Source organism: Ottowia sp., assembly GCF_016703145.1.
Classification (GTDB): Bacteria; Pseudomonadota; Gammaproteobacteria; order Burkholderiales; family Burkholderiaceae_C; genus Ottowia.
This window is the reverse complement of sequence record NZ_JADJCO010000003.1, coordinates 503404-527597: the sequence shown is the minus strand read 5'-3', so window position 1 is coordinate 527597 and position 24194 is coordinate 503404. Positions and strand designations below refer to the sequence as shown.

25 protein-coding genes are annotated in these 24194 nt (G+C 71.6%); 7 read left to right on the top strand and 18 right to left on the bottom strand.

The window, feature by feature from the left end:
* Positions 1–83: 83 nt before the first annotated feature.
* The 6 genes from IPG65_RS06115 to mnmG form a co-directional block, all read right to left on the bottom strand.
* Complete coding sequence (locus IPG65_RS06115) at positions 84–395, bottom strand: hypothetical protein (protein WP_293188364.1); 312 nt, start codon at positions 393–395, stop codon at positions 84–86.
* Positions 396–414: 19 nt separating this feature from the next.
* Positions 415–966, bottom strand: a complete 552-nt coding sequence (locus tag IPG65_RS06110) for an alpha/beta hydrolase (RefSeq protein WP_293189967.1) — start codon at positions 964–966, stop codon at positions 415–417.
* Between the two features lie 72 nt (positions 967–1038).
* A complete protein-coding gene (locus IPG65_RS06105; protein WP_293188363.1) occupies positions 1039–1824 on the bottom strand; it encodes a ParA family protein in 786 nt (261 codons plus the stop codon).
* A gap of 16 nt (positions 1825–1840) precedes the next feature.
* Positions 1841–2455, bottom strand: coding sequence for a LysE family transporter (locus tag IPG65_RS06100; protein WP_293189965.1), 615 nt, complete (start codon positions 2453–2455; stop codon positions 1841–1843).
* A gap of 84 nt (positions 2456–2539) precedes the next feature.
* Positions 2540–3184 carry a 16S rRNA (guanine(527)-N(7))-methyltransferase RsmG gene (gene rsmG / locus IPG65_RS06095; RefSeq protein ID WP_293188362.1) on the bottom strand — a complete coding sequence of 215 codons (645 nt, stop codon included), beginning with the start codon at positions 3182–3184 and terminating at the stop codon, positions 2540–2542.
* Positions 3181–5166 carry a tRNA uridine-5-carboxymethylaminomethyl(34) synthesis enzyme MnmG gene (gene mnmG / locus IPG65_RS06090; protein WP_293188361.1) on the bottom strand — a complete coding sequence of 662 codons (1986 nt, stop codon included), beginning with the start codon at positions 5164–5166 and terminating at the stop codon, positions 3181–3183. The genes rsmG and mnmG overlap by 4 nt, the downstream gene beginning before the upstream one ends.
* 186 nt (positions 5167–5352) lie before the next feature.
* Between mnmG and IPG65_RS06085 the strand changes: the two genes are divergently transcribed.
* The gene (locus IPG65_RS06085) at positions 5353–6678 is read left to right on the top strand and encodes a Glu/Leu/Phe/Val dehydrogenase (RefSeq protein ID WP_293188360.1); all 1326 of its coding nucleotides are present in this window, start codon (positions 5353–5355) and stop codon (positions 6676–6678) included.
* A 116-nt stretch (positions 6679–6794) separates the two neighbouring features.
* The gene (locus IPG65_RS06080; protein ID WP_293188359.1) at positions 6795–7112 is read left to right on the top strand and encodes a hypothetical protein; all 318 of its coding nucleotides are present in this window, start codon (positions 6795–6797) and stop codon (positions 7110–7112) included.
* 181 nt (positions 7113–7293) lie between these two features.
* Here the strand turns inward: IPG65_RS06080 and IPG65_RS06075 are convergent, their stop codons facing one another.
* The 4 genes from IPG65_RS06075 to IPG65_RS06060 are packed head-to-tail and all read right to left on the bottom strand — an operon-like array spanning position 7294 to position 12995.
* Positions 7294–9303 carry a biosynthetic peptidoglycan transglycosylase gene (locus IPG65_RS06075; protein WP_293188358.1) on the bottom strand — a complete coding sequence of 670 codons (2010 nt, stop codon included), beginning with the start codon at positions 9301–9303 and terminating at the stop codon, positions 7294–7296.
* Positions 9300–9863: a hypothetical protein gene (locus IPG65_RS06070; RefSeq protein ID WP_293188357.1), complete on the bottom strand. Its 564-nt coding sequence runs from the start codon at positions 9861–9863 to the stop codon at positions 9300–9302. The genes IPG65_RS06075 and IPG65_RS06070 overlap by 4 nt, the downstream gene beginning before the upstream one ends.
* Entirely contained in the window at positions 9860–10795 is a 936-nt protein-coding gene (gene xrtQ / locus IPG65_RS06065; protein ID WP_293188356.1) for an exosortase Q, read from the bottom strand. The genes IPG65_RS06070 and xrtQ overlap by 4 nt, the downstream gene beginning before the upstream one ends.
* Positions 10796–10802: 7 nt before the next feature.
* On the bottom strand, positions 10803–12995 hold the full coding sequence (locus IPG65_RS06060; RefSeq protein WP_293188355.1) for a VIT and VWA domain-containing protein: 2193 nt from the start codon (positions 12993–12995) through the stop codon (positions 10803–10805).
* 322 nt (positions 12996–13317) lie between these two features.
* Here IPG65_RS06060 and IPG65_RS06055 point away from each other — a divergent pair, with 322 nt between their 5' ends.
* From IPG65_RS06055 to IPG65_RS06045, 3 genes are read left to right on the top strand one after another with little or no spacing between them, the layout of a single operon-like run.
* On the top strand, positions 13318–13548 hold the full coding sequence (locus IPG65_RS06055) for a Rid family hydrolase (protein ID WP_293188354.1): 231 nt from the start codon (positions 13318–13320) through the stop codon (positions 13546–13548).
* Between the two features lie 2 nt (positions 13549–13550).
* Positions 13551–13724: a hypothetical protein gene (locus tag IPG65_RS06050; protein ID WP_293188353.1), complete on the top strand. Its 174-nt coding sequence runs from the start codon at positions 13551–13553 to the stop codon at positions 13722–13724.
* Positions 13725–13770: 46 nt separating this feature from the next.
* Entirely contained in the window at positions 13771–14154 is a 384-nt protein-coding gene (locus tag IPG65_RS06045) for a DUF4440 domain-containing protein (protein ID WP_293188352.1), read from the top strand.
* Between the two features lie 159 nt (positions 14155–14313).
* On the opposite strand, the gene creC is transcribed toward IPG65_RS06045, so the two are convergent.
* The 3 genes from creC to IPG65_RS06030 form a co-directional block, all read right to left on the bottom strand.
* Positions 14314–15816: a two-component system sensor histidine kinase CreC gene (gene creC, locus IPG65_RS06040; RefSeq protein ID WP_293188351.1), complete on the bottom strand. Its 1503-nt coding sequence runs from the start codon at positions 15814–15816 to the stop codon at positions 14314–14316.
* On the bottom strand, positions 15813–16610 hold the full coding sequence (creB, locus tag IPG65_RS06035; protein ID WP_293188350.1) for a two-component system response regulator CreB: 798 nt from the start codon (positions 16608–16610) through the stop codon (positions 15813–15815). Before creB ends, creC begins: the two co-directional genes overlap by 4 nt.
* Before the next feature lie 106 nt (positions 16611–16716).
* On the bottom strand, positions 16717–18450 hold the full coding sequence (locus IPG65_RS06030; protein WP_293188349.1) for a sulfatase-like hydrolase/transferase: 1734 nt from the start codon (positions 18448–18450) through the stop codon (positions 16717–16719).
* Positions 18451–18556: 106 nt separating this feature from the next.
* Between IPG65_RS06030 and IPG65_RS06025 the strand changes: the two genes are divergently transcribed.
* Positions 18557–19252 carry a response regulator transcription factor gene (locus IPG65_RS06025; RefSeq protein WP_293189963.1) on the top strand — a complete coding sequence of 232 codons (696 nt, stop codon included), beginning with the start codon at positions 18557–18559 and terminating at the stop codon, positions 19250–19252.
* Positions 19249–20589 carry an ATP-binding protein gene (locus tag IPG65_RS06020; protein WP_293188348.1) on the top strand — a complete coding sequence of 447 codons (1341 nt, stop codon included), beginning with the start codon at positions 19249–19251 and terminating at the stop codon, positions 20587–20589. Before IPG65_RS06025 ends, IPG65_RS06020 begins: the two co-directional genes overlap by 4 nt.
* Before the next feature lie 48 nt (positions 20590–20637).
* On the opposite strand, the gene minE is transcribed toward IPG65_RS06020, so the two are convergent.
* From minE to IPG65_RS05995, 5 genes are all read right to left on the bottom strand, one after another.
* Entirely contained in the window at positions 20638–20925 is a 288-nt protein-coding gene (gene minE, locus IPG65_RS06015; RefSeq protein WP_293188347.1) for a cell division topological specificity factor MinE, read from the bottom strand.
* A gap of 3 nt (positions 20926–20928) precedes the next feature.
* Complete coding sequence (gene minD, locus IPG65_RS06010; protein ID WP_293188346.1) at positions 20929–21744, bottom strand: septum site-determining protein MinD; 816 nt, start codon at positions 21742–21744, stop codon at positions 20929–20931.
* Positions 21745–21799: 55 nt separating this feature from the next.
* The gene (gene minC / locus IPG65_RS06005; protein WP_293188345.1) at positions 21800–22567 is read right to left on the bottom strand and encodes a septum site-determining protein MinC; all 768 of its coding nucleotides are present in this window, start codon (positions 22565–22567) and stop codon (positions 21800–21802) included.
* Positions 22568–23033: 466 nt separating this feature from the next.
* Positions 23034–23243: a DUF2788 domain-containing protein gene (locus tag IPG65_RS06000; RefSeq protein WP_293188344.1), complete on the bottom strand. Its 210-nt coding sequence runs from the start codon at positions 23241–23243 to the stop codon at positions 23034–23036.
* Positions 23243–24076, bottom strand: coding sequence for a DUF2189 domain-containing protein (locus IPG65_RS05995; RefSeq protein ID WP_293188343.1), 834 nt, complete (start codon positions 24074–24076; stop codon positions 23243–23245). The genes IPG65_RS06000 and IPG65_RS05995 overlap by 1 nt, the downstream gene beginning before the upstream one ends.
* Positions 24077–24194: the final 118 nt, after the last annotated feature.

Sequence of the window (24194 nt, the reverse complement as noted above, 5' to 3'; positions counted from 1 at the left end):
CAGCCACAGCGTCGCGCCGCTCGCCGGAGTGCCCTCGCCCTCGGCCACGGTGCAGGTTTGCCTGGAACGGCTCGGCACGGCGTTCATAGCACCTTCTTGGGCACCAGCGCCGCAGGCCTGGGCGCGCGGCCAGCACGGTACTCGGCCATCTGGGCGAAATAGGTCTTGACCTCGTCCCAGTCGTGGCCGAGGCCGGTAGCTTCCATCTCGTCCAAAGCCTCCCGCGCATCGCGGTGGAACTCCTCACGCAGGCGCGCGCGCTCGGCTTCCTTCCGCAGCACGCCGACCATGTAGGCGTGCGGACTGGTGCCCGCGGCGCGGGCGGCCTCGTCGATCTCGCGCTTGACGCTGGCGGGCAGCTTCAGGCTGGTGGGGACGGTTTTCTCGGCTTGCATGGGCACCCCTCACGGGTAGTCAGGATGGACTACCGATCAAGTCTAGCAGCAGCCGATGCCCTTCGGGCCAGTCGCCGAGGCCGGAGTCGGCGTTGACGTGGCCCCGCGCACCCAGCGGATGGAACACCGCGCCCCAGCCGGCGGCCAGGCGGCGGGCGGACGGGAGGCTACCGTAGGGGTCGTCGCTGCTGGCGACCAGCACGCTGGCGAACGGCAGGCGCTGGCGCGCGGGCGGCGCCCAACTGGGGAGGGCCTGGCGGATGTCGTCCCGCTCGATGTCGGGCGGCGCCACCAGCAGCGCGCCGGCCACGCGGTGGGCGTGGCGCGAGTGCGCGGCCCACCACGCGGCCAGCAGGCAGCCCAGGCTGTGGGCGGCCAGCAGCACGGGGGCGCCCTCGCCCTGCGCCAGCACCACGTCTTCGAGCCGCGCGGTCCAGTCGCCGCGCAGCGGGCGCAGCCAGTCGTGCTGCTCGACGCGCAGGTGGCCGTGCAGGGCTTCCCAGCGGCTTTGCCAGTGGCCGGGGCCGCTGCCTTGCCAGCCGGGCAGGGTCAGGACGCGCACGCCGGATATTCCTGTTTTAATAGCTTCTGGCGTAATATCCATGCGGGCTTGAGGCCGATTTGACTGCTGAAACCGCCCTGTTCAGCCGCGCACGCCGCGATCGACCAGCTCCTGCGCGAAGGCGATGAACGCCTTGCTGCCCTTGGCCGACGGGTCGAACAACAGGCCGGGCAGGCCGTAGCTGGGCGCCTCGGCCAGGCGCACGTTGCGCGGGATCAGGGTGTCAAACACCTTGTTGCCGTAGTGGGCCTTGAGCTGCTCGCTGACCTGCTGCTGCAGCGTGATGCGCGAGTCGAACATGACGCGCAGCAGGCCGATGAGGCGCAGGTCGCGGTTCAGGTTGGCGTGCACCTGCTTGATGGTGTTGGTCAGGTCGGTCAGGCCCTCCAGCGCGAAGTACTCGCACTGCATCGGCACGATCACGCCCTGCGCGGCGCACAGGCCGTTGAGGGTGAGCATGCTCAGGGACGGCGGACAGTCGACCAGCACGAAGTCGTAGTCGGCGGCGACGGCGGCCAGCGCGTCCTTCAGGCGGCGCTCGCGGCGCTGCTCGGCCACCAGCTCGACCTCGGCGCCGGCCAGCTCGCGGTTGGCGCCCAGCACGGCGTAGGCGGCGCCGGCCTCCTTCAGCTTCTCGGGCACGGTAACGGCCTCGGCCACGGTGGCGGATTCCAGCAGCACGTCGTACACCGACAGCGCCATCGCCCGCTTGTCCACGCCCGAGCCCATGGTGGCGTTGCCCTGCGGGTCCAGGTCGACCAGCAGCACGCGCTGACCGATGCGGGCCAGGCCGGCGGCCAGGTTGACGGCGGTGGTCGTCTTGCCCACGCCTCCCTTTTGGTTGGCGATGCAGAAGATCTGGGCCATGCGTGTGGAGTCCGGTTTACTTGGTGAGGGCCAGGCGCACGCCGAAGCCGATCAGGAACATGCCCGCCAGCTTGTTGAGCGCGGAGGTCAGGCGGGCATTGGCCCGCAGGCGTTCGGCCAGCAGGTGCGTGAGCAGGATCGCGCCCGCGCCATAGGCCAGGGTGAGCACCGCCACCGTGAGCGCCATGGCGCCAAAGGTCAGCAGGCCAGGCCGGCGCGACGGATCGACGAACAGCGGAAAGAACGCCATGTAGAAGACGATGGCCTTGGGGTTGAGCAGCGTGATGAAGAAGGCCTGCCGGGCATAGTGGCGCGGCTCGACCCTCAGCACCGGCGCCTGCCCCGGTTTGGCCAGCACCATGCGCGCGCCCAGCCAGGCCAGGTAGGCCGCGCCCAGCCACTGCACCGTCGCGAACGCCGCCGGGTAGGCCTTGAGCAGCGCCGCCACCCCGGCCACGGCGCACCACATCAGGATCTGGTCGGCCGCGATGAGGCCGAAGGTGGCGCCCAACCCCCCGCGCACCCCGCCCTGCGCGGTGCTGGACACCAGCGCCAAGTTGCCGGGGCCGGGAATGGCGAGAAACAGCAGGATGGCGGCGACGAAGGCGGGGTAATCGGTGATGCCGAGCATGGACATGAGGGCGAAAGGCCAGGGTCGAGTTTAAGTGACCCGACGCCCCGGCCAGCGGTGATCAACCGCCGTTTTCAGGCGGCGTCAGGCGCGGCGCAGCCAGAGCAGGCAGCGGTCCGCGTCCAGCCCGGGCACCTGGAGATGTTCCACGTGAAACACCTGCACCGACGGCGGCAGGGCCGCGATCTCGTCGTCGGGGCGCTTGCCCTTCATCGCCATCCACACGCCTTGCTCCGCCAAGGCGCCGGCCGACCAGTGCACGAAGTCGGGCAGGGAGGCAAAGGCGCGGGAAGCGATGACGTCGAAACGCTGAGTCACGGATTCCACCCGTGCGTGCAGGCCGCGCAGATTCGGCAAGCCCAGCGTGCCCGCCGCCTGCTGCACGAAGGACGCCTTCTTGGCCACCGCGTCCACGCAGGTCACGCTGATCTCGGGGCAGCAGATGGCGATCACCACGCCCGGCAGCCCGCCGCCGCTGCCCACGTCGAGCAGCCGGGCGGGCTGCCCCTGGGTGTGCCGGCACAGCGGCGCGATGACGGCCAGGCTGTCCAGCAGATGGTGCGTGAGCATGTCGGCCGGGTCGCGCACGGCCGTCAGGTTGTAGACCCGGTTCCACTTGGCCAGCAGGTCCAGGTACGCCAGCAGTTTGGTGACGACCGCCTCGTCCAAGGCCAGGCCCAAGTCGGCCGCGCCCTGGTGCAGGCGCGGCGCCCTGTCGGCGGCCGTCATGCCGCCTTCGCGCCGGGCGTGGCCTGGAACTCCTTGAAGCCGCCCTTCTTCAGGTGGATCAACAGCAAGGACACGGCGGCCGGCGTGACGCCGGAGATGCGCGAGGCCTGACCCAGGGTGTCAGGCCGGTGCTTCTGCAGCTTCTGCCGCACTTCGATCGACAGTGCGGGAATCTGCAGGTAGTCCAGTTCGGACGGCAACCGAAGGTTCTCGTAGTACGCCGCGCGCTCCACCTCGCTGCGCTGGCGGTCGATGTAGCCGGCGTATTTGGCGGCGATCTCCACCTGCTCGATCACCGGGCCGTACAGCTCGCCCAATGTTTCACGTGAAACAGGCGTGGGCGCGCCCTTCTCCGCGACCGCAGCCGGCGCATGCCTGCCGCCGTCCATGCCCATGAGCGCGTCGTAGCGCACGTCCGGGCGGCGCAGCAGGTCGAACAGGTTGTGCTCGTGCTCGATGGCCTTGCCCAGCACGCGCGCGCTTTCCTCGGCGGGCAGGTTTCGCGGGTGGATCCAGGTGCTCTTGAGGCGCTCTGTTTCACGTGAAACAGCGTCGCGCTTGCGGCTGAAGGCGTCCCAGCGTGCGTCGTCCACCAAGCCCAGGCGGCGGCCGGCTTCGGTCAGGCGCATGTCGGCGTTGTCCTCGCGCAGTTGCAGGCGGTATTCGGCGCGGCTGGTGAACATGCGGTAGGGCTCGGTCACGCCCTTGGTGATGAGGTCGTCCACCAGCACGCCCAGATAGGCCTCGTCGCGGCCCGGCAGCCATGCGGCTTCGCCCCGGCACTGCAGCGCGGCGTTGATGCCGGCGAACAAGCCCTGCGCCGCCGCCTCCTCGTAGCCGGTGGTGCCGTTGATCTGGCCGGCGAAGAACAGGCCCTGGATGGCCTTGGTCTCGAAGCTGGCCTTCAGCCCGCGCGGGTCGAAGTAGTCGTACTCGATCGCGTAGCCGGGCCGCAGGATGTGGGCGTTCTCCAGCCCCGGCATCGAGCGCACCAGCGCCAGCTGGATGTCGAACGGCAGGCTGGTGGAGATGCCGTTGGGGTACACCTCGTGCGTGTCCAGGCCCTCGGGCTCCAGGAAGATCTGGTGGCTGTCCTTGTCGGCGAAGCGGTTCACCTTGTCTTCCACGCTGGGGCAGTAGCGCGGCCCCACACCCTCGATGCGGCCGGTGAACATGGGGCTGCGCTCGAAACCCGAGCGGATGATCTCGTGCGTGCGCGCGTTGGTGTGCGTGACCCAGCACGGCACCTGGCGCGGGTGCATGTCGGCCCGGCCCATGAAGCTGAACACCGGCACCGGGTCCAGGTCGCCCGGCTGCTCCTCGCATTGGCTGAAGTCGATGCTGCGCCCGTCCAGGCGCGGCGGCGTGCCGGTTTTCAGGCGGCCCTGCGGCAGCTTCAGCTCCTTCAGGCGGGCCGAGAGCGACACCGCCGGCGGGTCGCCCGCGCGGCCGGCCGCGTAGTTGTCCAGCCCAACATGGATGCGTCCGTCCAGGAAGGTGCCCGCCGTCAGCACCACCGTGCGCGCGCGGAAGGCGATGCCCACCTGCGTGATGGCGCCGGCCACGCGGTCGCCCTCCAGCAGCAGGTCGTCCACGGCCTGCTGGAACAGCCACAGGTTGGGCTGGTTCTCCAGCCCGCGGCGGATGGCGGCCTTGTAGCGCACGCGGTCGGCCTGCGCGCGCGTGGCGCGCACCGCCGGCCCCTTGCTGCCGTTGAGAATGCGGAACTGGATGCCGCCCTCGTCCGTGGCCAGTGCCATGGCGCCGCCCAGCGCATCGACCTCCTTCACCAGGTGGCCCTTGCCGATGCCGCCGATGCTGGGGTTGCAGCTCATCTGGCCCAGCGTCTCGATGTTGTGGGTCAGCAGCAGCGTGCGCGCGCCCATGCGCGCGGACGCCAGCGCCGCCTCGGTGCCGGCATGGCCGCCGCCGACGACGATGACGTCGAAATGCTGCGGATGGGTGTAGGTGTGGGACGCCACGGGTGGTCCTCGCGCGGGAAAAGCTGCTTATTTTAAAGGCAAACCCTCTTTTTGTCCCTGTCCAGCCTACACCCGATGCTATTGATTCAGGAGCTGATGGCGCCGCTCCCATGCGCCTGCTATGCTGGCCGTGCGGCCGCGCCGCCCGGGCGCATCCGCTCCGACGAGAGAAAGAGGAGAGACCCCATGGCCCGTTCCGCCCGCACGCCCGGCAAGGCCGCCCCCGCCGCCACTCCCACCCACGCCCTGCCTTCCTACCTGGACCCCGCCCACCTGGGCCCCTGGGGCATCTACCTGCAGCAGGTGGACCGCGTCACGCCCTACCTGGGGCCGCTGGCGCGCTGGGTCGAGACCCTCAAGCGCCCCAAGCGCGCGCTGATCGTGGACGTGCCGATCGAGCTGGACAACGGCACCATCGCCCACTTCGAGGGCTACCGCGTGCAGCACAACACCTCGCGCGGCCCCGGCAAGGGCGGCGTGCGCTTCCACCAGGACGTGACGCTGTCCGAGGTGATGGCCCTGTCGGCCTGGATGTCGGTCAAGAACGCCGCCGTCAACGTGCCCTACGGCGGCGCCAAGGGCGGCGTGCGGGTCGATCCGCGCACCCTCTCCCGGGGCGAACTGGAACGCATGACGCGCCGCTACACCAGCGAGATCGGCATCATCATCGGCCCCACCAAGGACATCCCCGCGCCCGACGTCAACACCAACGAGAAGGTGATGGCCTGGATGATGGACACCTACTCCATGAACGAGGGTCAGACCGCCACCGGCGTGGTCACCGGCAAGCCCATCGCCCTGGGCGGCTCGCTGGGCCGGCGCGAGGCCACCGGGCGTGGCGTGTTCACCGTCGGCACCGAGGCGGCGGCGCAGATCGGCCTGAAGATCGAGGGCGCGCGCGTGGCCGTGCAGGGCTTCGGCAACGTGGGCGGCATCGCGGCCAGGCTGTTCGCCGAGGCCGGCGCCCTCGTCGTCGCCGTGCAGGACCACACCGGCGGCATCGCCCGCGACAAGGGGCTGGACGTGCCCCGGCTGCTGGAGCACGTGGCCCAGACCGGCGGCGTGGCCGGTTTCAAGGGCAGCGACACGCTCAAGCCCGGCGAGTTCTGGGGCTGCAAGTGCGACATCCTCATCCCCGCCGCGCTGGAAGGCCAGATCACGCGGGACAACGCCGGCCGCATCAAGGCCAGGATGGTCATCGAGGGCGCCAACGGCCCCACCACCCCCGAGGCCGACGACATCCTGCAGGACAAGGGCGTGCTGGTGGTGCCGGACGTCATCGCCAACGCCGGCGGCGTGACGGTGAGCTACTTCGAATGGGTGCAGGACTTCTCCAGCTTCTTCTGGAGCGAGGACGAGATCAACCAGCGCCTGGTGCGCATCATGAAGGAGGCCTTCACCGGCATCTGGCAGGTGGCGCAAGAGCACAAGGTGAGCCTGCGCACGGCCACCTTCATCGTGGCCTGCCGCCGCATCCTGCTGGCGCGCGACCTGCGCGGGCTGTACCCCTGACCCGGCGGGCGCGGGGCCGGGTCACACCGTTACAACCCCAACATGGCAGACGCCCATGTAACAGCGAAAGCCGTCAGACTGGCCGTGTGTTCAACCCGACCCATGAGGTTTTCCCCATGACCCAGCGACTCCTGCGCAGCGTGCCCGTCGCCATCCTGATGACCACCGCCCTGGCCTGGAACCTGCCGGCCACCGCCCAGACCACGACCGGCAGCGGCGTGCCGATGAGCGCCTCGTCCGGTGCCACCCCGGCGCCGGCGCCCGCCCGGCCGGCCCAATCCACCCCGGCCACGGGTGGCGCGGCCACCGGTGGCAGCGGCCTGCCCGCCGACTTCTCGCCCGCCATGCCGGCCAGCGCTGCCTCGGCCGCCCCGCGCGGCGGCGGATACGGCCCCAGCACCAGCCCCAAGACCCCGGGCGGCAGCAAGCCCTGACGCGGGTGCCGGGCGGCGGTGAGCGCCGTTCGTTTGCTTGAAAAGCGACACCCCCCGGCCTGATGGCCGGGATTTTCATTGGCCTGCCGGAAAAGGACGGAATCGATTCAAATCGACCTCCAGCCCTTACCCAATATACGCTTTCAGCTATATATTTAATAGCTAACCGGGACATGGGATATCAGCCCCCGCGCTTCTCCTCCACCACCTTCGGCGCCGCGCGGCCGCGCGCCGGGGGCGCGGCCGCGTCGGCCTGGGGCGGCACGCAGCGGGCAGCGCCACTCTGGGCGCGCAGGGTGCCCAGCAGGGTGGAGATGTGGTCCAGCACCGGCGGCGGCAGGGGCTGCCTGAACTCGAAGTCCAGCCGCTCGATCTCGGCCGCCAGGTAGCGGCAGGCGGCGGCGCGCTGGCTGGGGTCGGTGGTGGCACTGAAAGGCGCGGGGCGCGCCACCAGCGCCGGCACGCCGTCGCCGGCCGAACCGCTGACGCCGTTGGGGTCCAGCCCGGTCGCGGGGGCCGCATCGGCGCTGGCGCCCTCCGGGCAGGGCTGGTTGGTGTAGGTGACGTGGCCGCCCGACACGCACTTGTGGATGGCCTCGCCCGACACGGCGGGCGCGGATGCCGGCGCGGCGCCCTCGGCAACGGCGCTGCGCTGCGCGACGTCGCGGTTCAGCCACTGGTAGGCCTGGTAGCCGCCCACGACCAGCAGCAGCAGCGCGGCGGCGATGAGGACCCAGCGCAGGTGGCCGTACTCGGCGTCGGGCTCGGGCGGCAGCAGCGGCCGGTGGGAAGGGTCAGCGGTGTCGGGGGTCATGGCCGTCCTCGGGGGCGCGGAACGGCCATGATACGGGCACGGGGCCGCCCGCCGCCAGCGCGGCGGCCAGCGCCTGCCGCTGCCGCCCGGACGCGCCGCGCACCTGCCCGGCCACCCAGCGCTGCCGGTCCACGTCGCCGCGCGCCCAGGCGGCGGCTTCGCGCCGGGGTTGCGCAGCAAGGCGGCCAGGGTGACGGCCTGCCCGGCCGACAGGCGCCGCGCCGGTATGCCGAAGTAGTGGCGCGCGGCGGCGTCGGCGCCACAGACGAGACGGCCGCCGGCCGTCTCGCCCCAGGGCGCGGTGTTCAGGTAGAGCTGCAGGATGCGCGCCTTGCCCAGCGTCCGCTCCATCTCCACGGCGTAGAGCAGCTCGCGCAGCTTGCGCGCCAGGCTGCGCTCGCCGCCGGCCACCATCAGCTTGGCGAGCTGCTGGGTGATCGTGCTGCCGCCGCGCCGGACGGCGCCATGCCGCTGGTTGGCGGCCAGCGCGGCCAGCAGTTCGGGCAGGTCGTAGCCGGGGTGCTCGAAGAAGCGCTGGTCCTCGGCCGCGAGCACGGCCCGCGCCAGCCAGCCGCGCGCGTCGTGCACCCGGTGCGGGCCGCAGGACGAGCGCGCGTGCGCCCACTCGCCCGTGCCCAGGCCCTGCACCGACAAGCCTTCCAGCACGGGCGCGAGCTGCAGCGTGCGCTCGGGCAGCCGCAGCTCGGCGGCGAAGGCCAGCGTGCCCTCGATGCGCGCCGTGCGCGACTCGGGCAGGCCGGGCGCCAGCAAGGTCAGCCAGTCGCGCACCGGCGCGGGCGGCGCCTGCAGGGCGACCCGCCAGCCCGCGCCGTGGCGATGCGCCTGCCAGCGGGCGCCGATCACGGCGTCCTCGCCGCCCTGCGCAACGGCCAGCAGCACGGTTCCGCGCAGGTGCTGCACGTCCGCCCGCGACAGGGCGATCCGCGCCGCCGGCACGGCCAGGCTGGCCTGACCCAGCGCGCCCTCGGGCAGCGGCAGGGTGCAGGGCTCGCAGTGCAGCGTCAGCACGGCGTCGGGCCCTTCCTGGCCGGGGGCGGCCCAGCCCAGCGTGACGGGGCCCAGGCGCGTGCGCAGGCGCAGGCCGTGCAGGCGCTCGCCGATCCACGGCGTGGTGGCCAGCCACACCAGTTGCGGCACGCTGGCCTGCAGCCTGAAGGGGCCGCGCCCGATCCCGGTGGCCCATTCGCCGGTCTGCGGCATCAGCGCGATGCGCAGCAGCGCCCATAGCGCCGCCAGCAGCACCGTCAGCGTGGCGGCGACGAGGGCCAGGGCGCGCAGCGCGCGGCGGCGCCACCGGTTACTGCGTTTTTGATAGCTTCTGGCGCAATATCCATGCGGGCTTTCCGCCGTTTTCATGCTTCATCTCCCCGCAGCGGACGTGTCACCGTCACCGCCCGCCACGGCCCGCGCGATCGGCCCAGCACCGCCGCCCAGTACCAGGCCGAGGTGTCGGCGAAGCGCTGGCCGCTGGCGTCCTCGATCCGCTCGCACACGCGCAGGGCCACGCCGTCCTTGCGGACGGTGAAGCAGCGCTGCACCGCGCCATCGTCCGCCGCGGTGCGCTCCAGTTGCTCGCCCTCGATGCGGTAGCCCAGGCCCCGATAGCAGTCGGCGGCCGGGTGCAGCAGGCGCGTGGGCCGGGCAACGTCGCGCAGCACGACGATCTGGCGCCCGTCGGTCAGGCGCGCGATGCGGCCCGGAAAGCGCTCGGCGAAGCGCCGCTCCACGGCCGACAGCGCCAGCGGGCGCACCGGCCGGCCGTCCCAGGTGGCGGGCAGCTCGTCGGCCCAGTCGGCCTCGGGCGAGCGGTCGGCCGAGGCCGACGGCAGCGCACCCCACGGCGCGCAGGCCAGCATGGCGGCGCCGAACAGCGCCTTGCCCAGCACCCGGTTCTGGAAGGAATTGAGTGAAATCATGCTTCAGCCCGCACGGGTATTGCACCAGCAGCTCTCTTATCAATAGCTCCCTGGCGCCCCATCCACGCCGCGACGGCGCCGCACACGGCCGCCAGCGCCAGCAGGCCGATGCCCTCGTGCAGGCCGGACGCCACCGCGCGGCCCGTGGCCTCCAGCGCCACCAGCACGGTGTTGCGCGCCACGTTGCCTGCCAGCACCAGCGCGCCGACCAGCGGCAGCCGCAGCGCGACGGCGCGGTCGCCCAGGCCCCGCGCCAGCGCCACGGCGCAGGCGCAGAAGTAGCCCGCCCAGGCCATCTGCACGCCCGAGCACGGCGCATCGACGATGACCAGGTGGCCGCCCACGTTCAGGCTGCTGCCCTCGCGCAGCACGTCGAACCACGGCGCCAGCAGCCAGCGGCTGGCCTCGGCCGTGACCACGCGCAGCGGGTAGCCGGCGTAGAACTGCAGCGACGCGATCAGCGGCAGCGCCAGCAGCGCCAGGCCCAGCACCGGCAGCGCGGCAATGGCGCGGGGCGGGGCGCGCCGCGGAGCACCGTCCCGGGCTACCAGGGCGCTGCTCCGGCCGGCCGGGAGAAAGGCCAGCAGGCCGCAGGCCCAGGCGCCGATGGCGACCGCGCTGGCCACCAGCGGCGTGGCCTGCGCGCGCAGCGGCGTGGCGGCCACGGTGCCGGCCACGGCCAGCGCCAGCCAGGGCAGGCGCGGGGCGGCGCGCAGTTGGCCGCGCACCGCCACCCCCAGCGCGGTGAGCGCGCCGAGCGCCAGCAGCCCGAGCGGGTCGTCCGAGCCATCGGCCAGCCGCGCCGCCATCCAGCGCCAGGTGGGCCAGAGCGCGGCGGTCAGCAGCGCCAGCCAGCACGCGGCGGGGGCGCGGTCGATGCGCAGCGCCGCGCGCCGCGTGGGCGGGTGGCGCAGGAGCCAGGGGATCGCCATGGCCGCCTCACGCGGTGAAGGTGCCGCGCCGCCGGCGCATGCGCCGCGCCGCCAGCACGGCCAGCACCACCGCCATGGCCGCCCAGGCGGCGGGCTCCGGCGTGCTGGACACGGCGGCGCCCAGGGCGCTGGCTTCGCCGACGGCCAGGTCGGTCACGCCCTCGGGCATCGGGCTGGGCTGGTCGGCCGTGGCCGACCGGCCGCCGGGGTGGCGCACCACCTTGTCCACGGCGATGAAGCTGGTGTAGAGCGTCAGCAGGCCATGGTCCAGCCCCAGGCGGGTGATGGCGGCCCGCTGCGCGTCGCCGCCGGTGAGCGCCTCCTCGTCCGACAGCGCGGCGATGCGGTGGCGCGCCCACAGGTGGCGCAGGGCGCTGGCGCCTTCTTGCGGCAGGGTGATCGGCAGCTCCTGCCTGTAGGGGCCTTGCGCCGCGCGGCCTTCGACGACCAGCCGCGGCTGCGCGCCCGCGGCCGGCACGGTGCCCCCCGAGAGGGTCAACCCGCCTTGGGACGGCCCGGCGGCGGGTTCGCGCCACTTGCCGAACACGATCACCGGGCGCTCGGCCAGCACGTCGGGCAATTGCGGCGGCTCGACGTCGTACACCTCGATGCCTTCGAAGCGCGCCTGCACGCTGGTCAGCACGGGCGAGGCGATGAGCTGGCGAAAGCGCGCGGCGTGGGCCGGCGCGTCCCGCGGGCGGGTGATGACGAAGGGCTCGCCCATGCCGGCGCGCGCCAGCCCCTCCATCAGGTGGCGGTTGACGGACGAGCCGATGCCGAAGGCGAACACGTTGGCCTGCCCCAGGTGCCGGCGCACCAGGGCGAAGGCCTCGCTCTCGACGGTGACGTAGCCGTCGGTCACCACCACCACGGTGCGCGCCAGGTCGGCGGGCTTGGGCTCGGCGTAGACGCGGCGCAGCGCGGGCAGCAGCTCGGTCGAGCCGCCGCCGCCCATCCGCTCGATGGTGCGCATGGCCGCCTCGACGTTGGCCGGCGTGGCCGGCACCGACCGCGGCGCCAGGAAGCGGTTGGACCCGGAGAACAGCAGCACGTTGAAGGTGTCGCCGGCCTTCAGGCCGCCCAGCAGCTCGCGCATCAGCGCCTTGGCGGTGTCGAGTGGAAAGCCGTGCATCGACCCGGAGATGTCCACCACGAACACGTAGTCGCGCGGGTTGATGCGCGCCGCCGGCACGGCCTGCGGCGGCTGCACCATGGCGAGGAAGAAGTTCTCCTTCTCGCCGCGCTGCATCAGCACGCCGGACTGGATGGCCCCGCCCGCCAGCCGATAGTCGAGGATGAAGTCGCGGTTGTCGCTCTGCGCCGTGCCCCGGCTGGACGCATCGGCCAGCCGCACGCTGGCGCGGCGGGCGGCGGCGCCGGCGTCCATCCGCGTGTCGATGGCGTGGCTGGGCGAGCGCAGCTCCTGGATGCCCACCGGGCTGTCCAGGTCCACCGTCAGGTTGAACGCGCTGGCGCCGGGCTGGCCGGCGCGCAGCACCGGCTGGGCAGGAAAGGCTTGCGCGTGCGCGGCGGCGCGGTCGGGGGCGGCGGCGTCCGGCGCGGGAGCGCGGGGAGATGCGTACCTCGGCCCGACCACGGTCGGGAAGACGAACCGGTACTTGCCGCCCTCGGGCACCAGCAACTCGTTGTAGCGCAGCTCCACCTGCACCTCGTCGCCGGGCAGGACGTGGGCCACGTTCATCTGGAACACGTTGGGCCGGTGCTGCTCCAGCAGCGCGGCGGTCTGGCCCGCGCGCCTGGCCGCGTCGTACTCGATGCGCGCCTGCTGCTTCTCGCGAATCCGCGCCACCACCAGGCGGTCGGCAATGCGCACGTTGAGGCCGTTGACCGCCGCGCGGGTGGAGCCGGGAAAGACGTACCGGGCCTCGATCGGCACCGTGCCCTCGTTGCGATAGCGCTGCGTCACCACCACGTCGGCGATGACGCCGCTGACGCGCACCCGCACGTCGGTGCGCTTGAGCGGCAGCGCGTCCACGCCGGGCTGCGCGCCCTGGACGAAGAAGTACGGGCTCTCGGCCCTGTCCGCGTCCTGGGCGCGCGCCGCCGGCGCCAGCAGCGCCAGGCTGGCCAGCAGCGCGCACCAGGCGCCGCGCCGCGGGCACGGCGCGGCGTGCCAGCCCCGGTCGGGGAAAGGGCGCGGCGGCGCGGCGAGGGTATCGGGCAGAGAGGCAGAAGGCATGGCGGGGCTCCTTGGTTGGCGGGGTGATGGCATGCGGCGCCGGCCTGGGCGCGGCCACCGCATGGCGCCGACTGTGCTCACCGTGCTGGAAGCGCCGATGAAGCCCGCGAGAACCCCATGCGCCGTGTGTGAAGCGCGGGTGAAAAATCCGTGAAGCGGTGCGTGCGCCGCCGCGCCACGCCCGTCTTGTTTTGAAAATCGATGAATTAAGACATATCACCAGTTGACTTGGATGGCAGACGATGGGTAGGATGAATGCATCTAAATCTGAGTAGTCATCATTTCCCAATAACTCGGCGCATACAGAAAAAGGAGGGATCAAATGACAGTTCAAGTCCTGAACCCGGACGGCATCTTCAAGCCCGACTCTTACTTCCAAGCTAGCATTTCCACGGGCACAAGGGTCGTCTGTCTTTCGGGACAAGTAGCATTGGACGAGAGCGGACATCTCGTTGGGCATGGCAATCTTGCAAAACAGTCGGAGCAGGTGTACCGCAATGTGTTTCATGCCCTTGAAGCCGTTGGCGCCACGTTCGCTGACGTGGCAAACTAACGGTGTACGTACCCAACTGGTCGCCTGACAAGATGGAGCATGTCGTTTCCGGCGCTGTTCAAGCGGCACAGGATCTCGGTTTCGATCCGCGCCGTCCAATCACCCTTATTGGGGTCTCGTCACTTTCAACCCCTGACCTGTTGATCGAGGTTGAAGCAATGGCGGTGCTGCCATAATGACGCTTAACACATTATTCAAACGTTAGATAATTGAAGGAATATCTTGGCCATTCTCGCTCCCCAAGCCATCAACCAAGCATTCGCCGACGCATACAACAGCGGCGACGTCCATCAGCTCTTGAAGCTCTATGAGCCCGGCGCGGTTCTTGCACCTCAGCCATCGCAACGCGCCCATGGACTGAAGGACATAGAGCAGTCGCTGCGCGGGCTTCTCTCACTGGGCGGAACCATGCAATCCGTCAACCAGTACTGCATTCAATCCGGAGGCATTGCCCTGCTGCAGGCCGAGTGGACGATTTCAACGGAGAAGGACGGCGCACCGCTCATCATGTCGTCAAGAACGGCGGAGGTCGTCAGGCAGCAGGCCGATGGATCATGGCTTTACCTCATCGACCATGCGTTCGCGAACGATGACCGAATCGCCTGACACGGAAACCCCTTGAACCTTTCGACCATCGAGATCAAGGCATTCGTTCCGCGCGCGATCTGGCCGCGCCGATAGCGCCTTCCGCTCCCAGGTGACGCCAGCCCCCGTCCTGCTCAGGAGGAGCCTGGCCGACGGGCACCTGCCGCCGTTTCTCCTCCCTCACAGCGCCGGCAGCCGCAGCACCGCCAGCGCGCCCCGGCGCGACCGGTCGAGATCGAAGCCCGGCTCCTGCCGCGGATGGGCGTTGGCCAGGGTGACGCCGCCTTGGTGCAGCACGGCGATCTCGCGCACGAAGGCCAGGCCCAGGCCGGTGCTTTTCTTGTGCGTGCGCGGCCGCGCCAGCGAGAAGAACTTGTCGAACACCTTGTCCTGCGCGAAGGCCGGCACGCCGGGGCCGTGGTCGCGCACCCGGACCAGCGCCCAGCGGCCCTCGCGCGCGAGGGTGAGCACGATGTCCGCCCCGTCGCCTTCGGCGCCGCCAGGGGTGGAGAAGTCCACCGCGTTGTCCAGCAGGTTGCCCACCGCGCGCCGCAGCAGGAAGGGGTCGCCCTCCACCGCCACGTCGTCCAGCACGGTGACCTCGATGCGCAGGCCGGGCGCCCGGGCGCGGGCGCCGGTGGCCAGCTCGTGCAGCAGCGGCGCCAGGGGCACGCGCTGCTGCTCGCGCAGCAGGCGCCGGCTCTCCAGCGCGGACAGCTCCATCATGCGTTCCACCACGTCCTGCAGCCGCTGCGATTCGCGCGCGATGTTGGCGGCGAACCTGCGCCCCTGCTCGGGCGGCAGGCCGGGCTCCTGCAGCAGCTCGGCGGCGGCGCGCACGGCGGAGATGGGGCTCTTCAGCTCGTGCGCGAGCTGCCGCACGTAGTCCTGCACGTAGTTGCGCCCGGCGATGGCGTCGCGCGCCTCCTGCAGCGCCGCGCGCGACTGCGCCCGCAGCGCGCGCCAGGCGCGGCGCGGGCTGAAGCGGCGGCGCCCGCGCTCGTCGTGCCACCACGCGGTGCCGAGGGCGGCCAGCAGGTCGGTGGTGATGCCCAGCGGCCGCATCAGCAAAAAAGAGAGCAGCACCGCCAGCAGCAGCACCGACAGCGCGGACATCAGGCCCACGTAGAGAATGTTGCCGCGCGCGGCGGCGACGAACTGGCCGAAGCTTTGCACCGGCTTGCCGAGCGAGACCACGCCGACGATCTCGCCCTCCCAGCGGATGGGCGCGGCCACATACATGACGGTGCTGCCGGGGTCGCTGGCCACGTCGCGCGTGGTGCGCGCGCCGTACTCGCCGCGCAGGGTGTTGCGCACGTCGCGCCAGCCGGCGTAGTCCTGCCCCAGGTGGCGGCCGGTGGAGTCGTACACCACCTGGCCGTGGCGGTTGGTGACGTAGGCGCGCAGCTCGACGCGGGTCTTGTGCAGTTGGTAGACCTGGGCCGAGAAGCGCCGCGCGTACACGTCGCGGAAGATGGCGGCGATGCGGTCGGTGGGCAACGCGCCCTGCTCCACCTCCTGCTCGATCACGGTGGCCATGAGCTGCGCGGTCTCGATCAGCCCCTCCTCGGCCGACTCGCGGTAGCGCGGGTCCAGGTCGGCCAGCAGCTGGTACAGCAGCGCCGCCATGCCGAGGGCGTAGACGGCCAGCAAGGCCAGCAGGATGCGGGTGCGGCGGCTCACTCGTTCAGCGCGTAGCCCACGCCGCGCAGGGTGCGGATCGGGTCGTCGCCCGGCCGCACGGCGCGCAGCTTGGCGCGCAGGGTCTTGACGTGGGCGTCGACGGTGCGGTCGAAGCTCTCGGCCCGCTCGTCCCACACGCGCGCCAGCAGTTCGCCGCGCGTGAACACGCGGCCGGGGCGCTGGATCAGCGTGGCCAGCAGGCCGTATTCGTAGCGTGCCAGGTCCAGCCGCTGGCCGTGGTAGCGGATCAGGCGGCGCTCGGCGTCCAGCTCGAAGGGGCCGTGGCGGGTGGGCCGGGTTGCTTCATTTTCAATAGCTGTCGGCGCAGTATCCAAGCGGGCTGATGTCGGTTTTTCCTTGGAATCCGCTGCGTTTTCCGCCGCCTCCCCGCGCTGGCTGCGGCGCAGGATGGTGCGCACGCGCGCCACCAGCTCGCGCGGCGAGAAGGGCTTGGCCACGTAGTCGTCGGCGCCCAGCTCCAGGCCGACGACGCGGTCGATCTCGGCCGAGCGCGCGGTGAGAAAGAGCATGGGCACCCGCTTGCCGCCGGGCAGCGCCTGGAGCTGCCGGAACAGCTCGAAGCCGTTCATGTCGGGCAGGCCGACGTCGAGGATGGCCAGGTCGGGCGCGCGGGCGGCGAAGCGCTCGACGGCCTCGCGCGCGCTGGCGCAGTGCAGCGGCTCGAAGCCGTCGCTGGCCAGGACGTAGTGCAGGGTGTCGGCGATGCCGGGCTCGTCCTCCACCACCAGGATGACGGGCTTGCCGACGGGCGGCGCGGGGGTGGAAGCCGGCATGGCTTCCAATTCTAGGACGCTACTCTAATGATAGCTTTCGGCACATGGCGGGTGCGGGCTCATGGCCACTTTGATCCAGAACGCACCAACGGAGAGGCCAAGCCCCTCATGCCGGGCTGCCGCGGCACGGCGCGAACGCGTCGAGCCCGGGCCGGTAGGTGGGGCTGCGCACGTCCATCAGGGCCAGCACCGTGTGGTACAGGTGGTCGTGGGTCAGCGGCGCGTCGAGCGTGCCGCGCAGGCACCCGGCGTCGATGCCGGTGCGCTTGCCCAGCGGGCCGGTCCAGGCGACCAGGGGCACGCGCTTCTGCGCCTCGGGCGCCACGGCGTAGGGCATGCCGTGCAGGTACAGGCCCATCTCGCCCAGCGATTCGCCGTGGTCCGACAGGTACAGAAAGCCGGTGTCGAAACGCGCCTGGCGCGCGCGCAGCCAGTCGAGGGTGTGCGCGAGGAAGCGGTCGGTCTCGCGGATGGAGTTGTCGTACACGTTGACCAGTTCCTCGCGCGCGCAATCGGCCAGCGCATGGGTGCGGCACTCGGGCTGGAACGCCTTGGCCCCGGCGCTGGAGCGCTTGTGGTACGCCGGGCCGTGGCTGCCCATCTGGTGCAGCACCAGCACCACGCCCCGGCGACGCCGGGCCTCGGGCAGCGCGGCGATGCGCTCGTCCAAGCCGTCCAGCATCAGCTCGTCCAGGCATTCGCCGCCCTCGCACAGGCGGCGGCCGGCGGCGGTGTCCTGCGCGTCCTCGGTCGAGGCGCTGGGCACGCGCTCGCACACGCCCTTGCAGCCGGCCTGGTTGTCCAGCCACAGCACGGCCAGGCCGGCCTGCCGCAGCACGTCCAGCAGGTTGTCGTGGTTGGCGGCGCGGCGCACGAAGGCCTCGCGCCCCAGGTGCGAGAACATGCACGGCACCGACTGCAGCGTGCTGGTGCCGCACGAACGCACGTCGCGCCAGCTCAGCACGCCGCGCCGGGCCAGCTCCGGCGTGGTGTCGCGCGCATAGCCGTTCAGGCCGAAGTGGTCGGCGCGCGCCGTCTCGCCCACCACCAGCACCAGCAGCGGCGGCCGCGCGGCGGCGCCGTAGCTGGCGCCCAGTTCGGCCCCCGCCGTGATGCTGACGAAGGGCCGGGGCCGGGGCCGGCGCAGCAGCGGCTTGATCACCACGTCCGCCACCGCCAGCACCGGACTGACCGGGTTGAAGGCGAAGCGCAGCGCCATGTTGTTGCGCACCACCGGCGCCAGCTCGCGGTACAGGCCCAGCACCCCCAGCAGCAGCAGCGCGCTGGCGCCCAGCAGCAGCGCCCCGGTGCGGCCCAGGCTGCGCCACGCGCCGGCGCGCCGCACCGGCACCTGCCACAGCCACGCCAGCGGCAGGCCGGCCACCAGCAGCAGATGCGCCGCCAGCCCGGGGCTCCACAGGTCGGCGCTCTCGCTCGCGTGGGTCTGCAGCACGTTGCGCACCATCCCGCCGTCGATCACCACGCCATAGGCCAGCATGAAGTGCTGCGCGCAGGCGGCCACCACCAGCAGCACGGTCCACGCCGGCTTCATGCCGCGCGGCCAGGCCGTCAGCCCCAGCAGCAGCACCGTGCCCCACAGGGCCAGCCAGGCGAAGGCCGCGCGCAACAAGACCAGCGAGCCGTTGTAGCCGTCGGCCTGCCCCAGGCGCGCCCACAAGGCCCCGTTGGCCACCAGCACCAGCCAGGCGGCCAGCACGCACACGATGGCCTGGGGACTGCGCGGCGCGCGCCAGAGCGCCACGCAGCGCTGCCGCCAGGAAGAGGCCGCGGGCGGCGAAGGCAAGGCGGCGCGCGCGGCGCCGGAGATCACGAAGGGCATCCCGCGAACCTAGAATCCGAGCCTGAAGCGGCCCTGAACCGCGCGGTCAGACTCCGTTCATCTTGGCGGCGCATCCTTGTCCACTGCCTCTTCCACCGGCCCGTCCATGCGCATCCTCCTGGTCGAAGACGACCCCGCCCTGGCCCAGGCCGTGTGCGGCTACCTGCGCGCCAAGTCGTACACCATCGATGCCGTGGCCACGCTGGCCGAGGCGCGCGCGCACATCGCCGGCGCGGCCTACGCCGCCGTGCTGCTGGACCTGCACCTGCCCGACGGCGACGGCCTGGCGCTGATGCCGGCGCTGCGCGCGCTGCCCAGCACGCCCGTGACCCTGGTGGTGACGGCGCGCGATCAAGTGAGCGACCGCATCCGCGGGCTGGACGCCGGCGCGGACGACTACCTCGTCAAGCCCTACGACCCCGAGGAGCTGCTGGCGCGCCTGCGCGCCGTCAACCGGCGCCTGGCGGCCGGCGGCGGCGCGGGCGGCGCCACGCTGCGGCTGGGGCCGCTGGAGATCGACCTGGCCCGCGAGGCCGTGCGCAAGGGCGGCGTGCCCATCGTGCTCACGCCCAAGGAATGGGCCCTGCTGCGCGTGCTGGCCGCGCGCCCTGGCTGGCTGCACACCCGCGAGACGCTGCTGGACGCGCTGTACGGCTTCGACGCCGAGGCCGACAGCAACACGCTGGAAGTCTTCGTCAGCCGCCTGCGGCGCAAGCTCGGGCGCGAGGCCATCCAGACACAGCGCGGCCTGGGCTACCGCCTCGGGGCCGACGGCCCCGCCCCGTCCGGCGACCCCCGATGACCACCCGCACCCTGGCCTGGCGCCTGGCCCGCGCGCTCGTGCTGAGCCTGGCCCTGGTCTGGCTCGCCGGCGTGGCCGCCGTGGCCTTCTTCCTCAACCACGAGATCGAGGAGAACTTCGACGCCGAACTGGCCGAGAGCGCGCACCGCATCTTCGACGTGGCGATGTTCCAGCTCGACCGCGCCGGCCCGGCGCGGCCCGTCGTGGCCGATGAACCGCTGTTCCACGACCGGCCGCTGATCTACCAGCTCCTCGACCCCGCCGGCCGGCTGCTGCTGCGCTCCCCACAGGCCCCCGCGCAGCCCTTCGGCGTGCCGCTGCGGCCCGGCTTCCACGACACCGAGGCCTGGCGCATCCACGTGGTGGCGCACCCGCGGCAGCCGGTCTTCTTCCTGCTGGCCGACCCCCTGTCCGAGCGCAACCAGGAGTGGCGCGAGGCGTTGCTGGTGCTGCTGGTCGCCGCCGCGGCCGGGCTGGCGGTGCTGGCCTGGGCCCTGCCCCGCGTGGCCACGCGCGAGCTGCGCGTGCTGCACGCGCTGCAGCGCCAGATCGGCGAGCGCGGCGCGGGGGATCTGCGCCCGCTCGCTCTGAGCGGCCTGCCGGCCGAGCTGGCCTCGGTCGGCGAGGACGTGAACCGCCTGCTGGAGCGGCTGGCGCACGCGCTCGACGTCGAGCGCGCGCTGGCCGCCAACGCCGCGCACGAGCTGCGCACGCCGCTGGCCGTGGCGCAGCTGCGCCTGCAGACCGCCTTCGACGCCGGCCTCGACGACCCCCACGTGCGCGCCGCCCACGGCGCCCTGCGCACCCTGCGCGAACGCACCGAGAAGCTGCTGCAGCTCTCGCGCGCCGAATCGGGCGCCGCGCTGTCCCACGAGCCGGTGCGGCTCGACACCCTGGCCAGCACCGTCGCCCACGAGTTCTGGGCCAGCCTGGACGCGCGCCGCCGGCTCGACCTGATCCTGCCCGACAGCCCCATGGCTCCCGTGCAGGGCGACGCCGACACGCTGGCCATCGCCCTGCGCAACCTGGTCGAAAACGCCCTGCGCTACAGCGCCGGCGCCGCGGTCGAGATCGAGGTGCACGCTCCCGCCAGCCTGATCGTGCGCGACGCCGGGCCGGGCGTGCCCGCCGAACAACTGGCCACGCTGCGCGAACGCCACGTGCGCCACGCACGCGACCAGGCGGGGTACGGGCTGGGCCTGTCGATCGCGTCGAGCATCGTGGCGCGGCACGGCGGCGTGCTCGCCCTGTCGTCGCCCCCGCCCGGCCGCGCGCGCGGCTTCGAGGCGCGGATCGAACTGGCGCTGCCCGGCACGGGCTCGCTATCTAAAAAATAGCTGTTCGCGCAATACGGGTGCGGGCTTCAGCCCGATTTGGCCGAAAACCTAAGCCTTGACGGCGATCTCGGGCTTGTCGGCCTTCTCGGGCAGCTCGATCTTGACCTCCAGCACCTCCAGGTCGTCCTGGCGCTCCAGGTGCACCCTGATGTCCTTGGGGTCGATCTTGACGTACCGGCTGATGACGGCGATCAGGTCCCGCTGCAGGTCGGGCAGGTAGTCGGGCTTGCCGGCATTGCCGCCCGAACGCTCGTGCGCCAGGATGATCTGCAGGCGCTCCTTGGCGACGCTGGCGGTCTTTTTCTTCTCGCCCAGGAAAAAGCTGAAGAAGGACATGGCTCACCGGCCTCCGAACAGGCGCTTGAAGAAACCCGGCTTCTCGGCCTGGACGAAGCGCAGGGGTTTGTCGGCGCCCAGGAAGCGCTCGATCACGTCCTCGTAGGCGCCGGACACGTCGGTACCCTTCAAGTGCACGGCGGGCAGGCCCTGGTTGGACGCCTGCAGCACCGCCTCGCTCTCGGGGATGACGCCGATCAGCTTGATGCGCAGGATGTCCTGGATGTCCTGCAGGCTCAGCATCTGCCCTTCGGCCACGCGGCCCGGGTTGTAGCGGGTGATGAGCAAGTGCTCCTTGACCGGCTCCTTGCCATCGATGGCGCGCTGCGTCTTGCTGCCCAGCATGCCCAGGATGCGGTCGGAGTCGCGCACGCTGGAGACTTCGGGGTTGGTCACCACCAGGGCCTCGTCGGCGTAGCGCATGGCCAGCAGCGCGCCGGTCTCGATGCCGGCGGGCGAGTCGCAGACGATGTAGTCGAAGTCCATCGCCGCCAGGTCGTCGAGCACCTTCTTCACGCCCTCCTGCGTCAGCGCGTCCTTGTCGCGCGTCTGGCTGGCGGCCAGCACGAACAGGTTGTCGCACTGCTTGTCCTTGATGAGCGCCTGCGTCAGGTTGGCCTCGCCCTGGATGACGTTGATCAGGTCGTACACCACGCGCCGCTCGCAGCCCATGATGAGGTCGAGATTGCGCAGCCCGACGTCGAAGTCGATCACCGCGGTCTTGTGGCCGGCCAGCGCCAGCCCGGAAGCGAAGGCGGCGCTGGTGGTGGTCTTGCCCACGCCGCCCTTGCCGGAGGTCACCACAACGATTCTTGCCATGTCAGAGCACCCTTGGTTCGTGCATGTTGGTGGAGGAAAGGCCCGTTCTCGCTGGTCAATCCGGGATGGGTTCGAAGTACAGCTTGTCGCCCGTCTCGGTGGAGCTGAGGCGCACCGAGGCCGCGCGGCCCCACACCGGTTCGGGCAACTGCTCCTCGCTGGTGCGGTAGACGCCGGCGATGGACACCAGTTCGGGCCGCATCTCGCGCGCGAAGATGCGCGCCTCGGGCCAGCCGCGCGCGCCGGCGATGGCGCGGCCGCGCAGCGGCGCATAGACGTGGATGTGGCCGTCGGCGATGACCTCGGCGCCGGGGTTGACCATGGCCAGCAGCACCAAGTCGCGCCCGCGCGCGTACACCTGCTGGCCCGAACGCAGCGGCCGGTCGACGACCAGGGCGCCGGCGGCCGGCGGCTCGGCCGCCGTGGCGGGGGCCGGGACGGTCGCGGCCGGCGCGGTCTCGGTCGGGCGCGGCGGGGCCTGCACGCGCACGTCGGGCGCGGCGGGCAGGCCGGCGGCGGCGGCGGCGGCCATCTGCGCCGGGCTGCCGGCGCGCGCGGCCAGCGGGCGCAGGCCCCGCTGACGCAGCAGGTCGATCAGGCCGGCGAAGTCGATGGCGGCGTCCGCGCCCTCGGGCTGCAGCGCGGCCAAGTCGAGCACCAGCAGGTCGTCGTCGAAGAAGTCCGGCATCTCGCCGTACTGCGACGCCAACTCGTCGGCCAGGGCGCCCAGGTCGGCCGACTTCAGGCGCAGCGCCAGCAGCGGCAGGCTGGCGCTCTTGATTTCAAAGGTGGCGGGGCTGCGGCCGGCGAGGGCAACGGACATGGGGCGCGGGACAACGGCGGCGGAGGGTCGGGATCGGGGCCTGGAGGCAATGCGAAAAAAGCCGGCCGATCTTAACAGTCGCACCCCGTGCCACGGTGGTGTTTCGGCGTGCGGATGTAACGGGGCCGGGGCCCGGCTGGCGCCGGCGCCAGGGTCATTTCTCGGCGCGGCGGTTCGGGGGTTGTTCTGTCTTATCTCTTTGTGATTCATTAGTAGTCGTAGTAGGTGTCCTGCGCTTTTGTGGACAAGGATGGATTACCGTGTCGCGACAGCCACTTGCCCGGGGTTCGCGTGTGTGCGCAAGACACCGTGGGCCCAAAGGACGAAGAGGAACAACTCGGGCGACGCGGCGCGGCCTGTGGACAAGTGGCGGCTTGTGCCAGAACTGTCCACAGGTTTCTCTGAAGGAAAAAAAGCCCCTCACCGGATGGGGAGGGGCTGGCTGTCGGGGGCTCGGCGTGTCAGGCTACTTATCGATCATCCACTGGATCACGCCCTTGGCCACGAAGCCCAGCATGCCGAAGGCCAGCGCCAGGAACAGCACGAAGGTGCCGAACTTGCCCGCCTTCGACTCCCAGGCGAGCTGGGCGACGATGAACACCATGTAGAGCATGAAGGCGGCCACGCCGATGGTCAGGCCGAACCAGGCGATCTGTTCTTCGTTGAAGCCGAACATCAGGCCTCTCCCTCGGGCGGCAGGCGCTCGGGCAGGTTCGAGGCATCGACCAGCGCGCGGTAGGCGTGCCAGCTGGCGTGGCCCAGCCAAGGCACGGCGACGATCAGGCCGACCAGCAGGGTGGCCATGCCCAGCAGGGTCAGGCCCATGATCAGCGCCGCCCACAGCGCCAGCGCGCCGGGGTTGGTCAGCACAGTCCGCCAACTGGTCAGCACGGCCTGCAGCACATCCACGCGCCGGTCCAGCAGCAGCGGCATGGATACCACGCTGGAGGCGAACAGCGGCGCCGACATCAGCGCGCCCAGGGTCAGCCACAGCTCGAACAGGTGGCCGCCCGGCGCCAGCATCACGTGGCGCACGAAGTCCATCGGTGTGTGCACCGGCTGCGGCGCCAGCACGGTGATGAGCGCGGCCGAGGTCAGCACCCAGCCGGTGCCGGCCAGCGACAGCAGCACGCCGAAGCGCACCAGGTTCCAGTAGCCGCCCTGCGCGGCGAAGCGCGCGTGCTGCCAGCGCGTCCAGGTCTGGACGATGGTGCGCGCGCCCACGGGCTCGCCGTGCTCCAGCGCGCGGCTGAGGGCGTACAGGCTCGTGGCCAGCACCGGCGCGACGACCAGGAAGCCCGAGAACGCCCCCGCCAGCAGCCAGAAGCGGTCGCCGGCGGCCAGCACCAGCAGGGCGCCGAAGGCCGCCAGCACCAGGCCGTGCAGCAGGCTCCAGGCACCGCAGCGCCACAGGTCGCGCCAGCCCAGGGCCAGCCATTTGAAGGGTGCCGTCAGCGGAACCCGGCGTACGGCCGGCAGCGGCAAGGGGGAGGGAATGGGAGAGGGCACGGGGCCGCAGCTTACGGCCAAAGTGGGCGCGCGGCCAGCCGGCCCGCCCGGATTGCTTCAAAAAAAGGAGCTGCCGGCGCAATGAGGATGCAGGCGAATGGCCAAAACACCGTGAAAA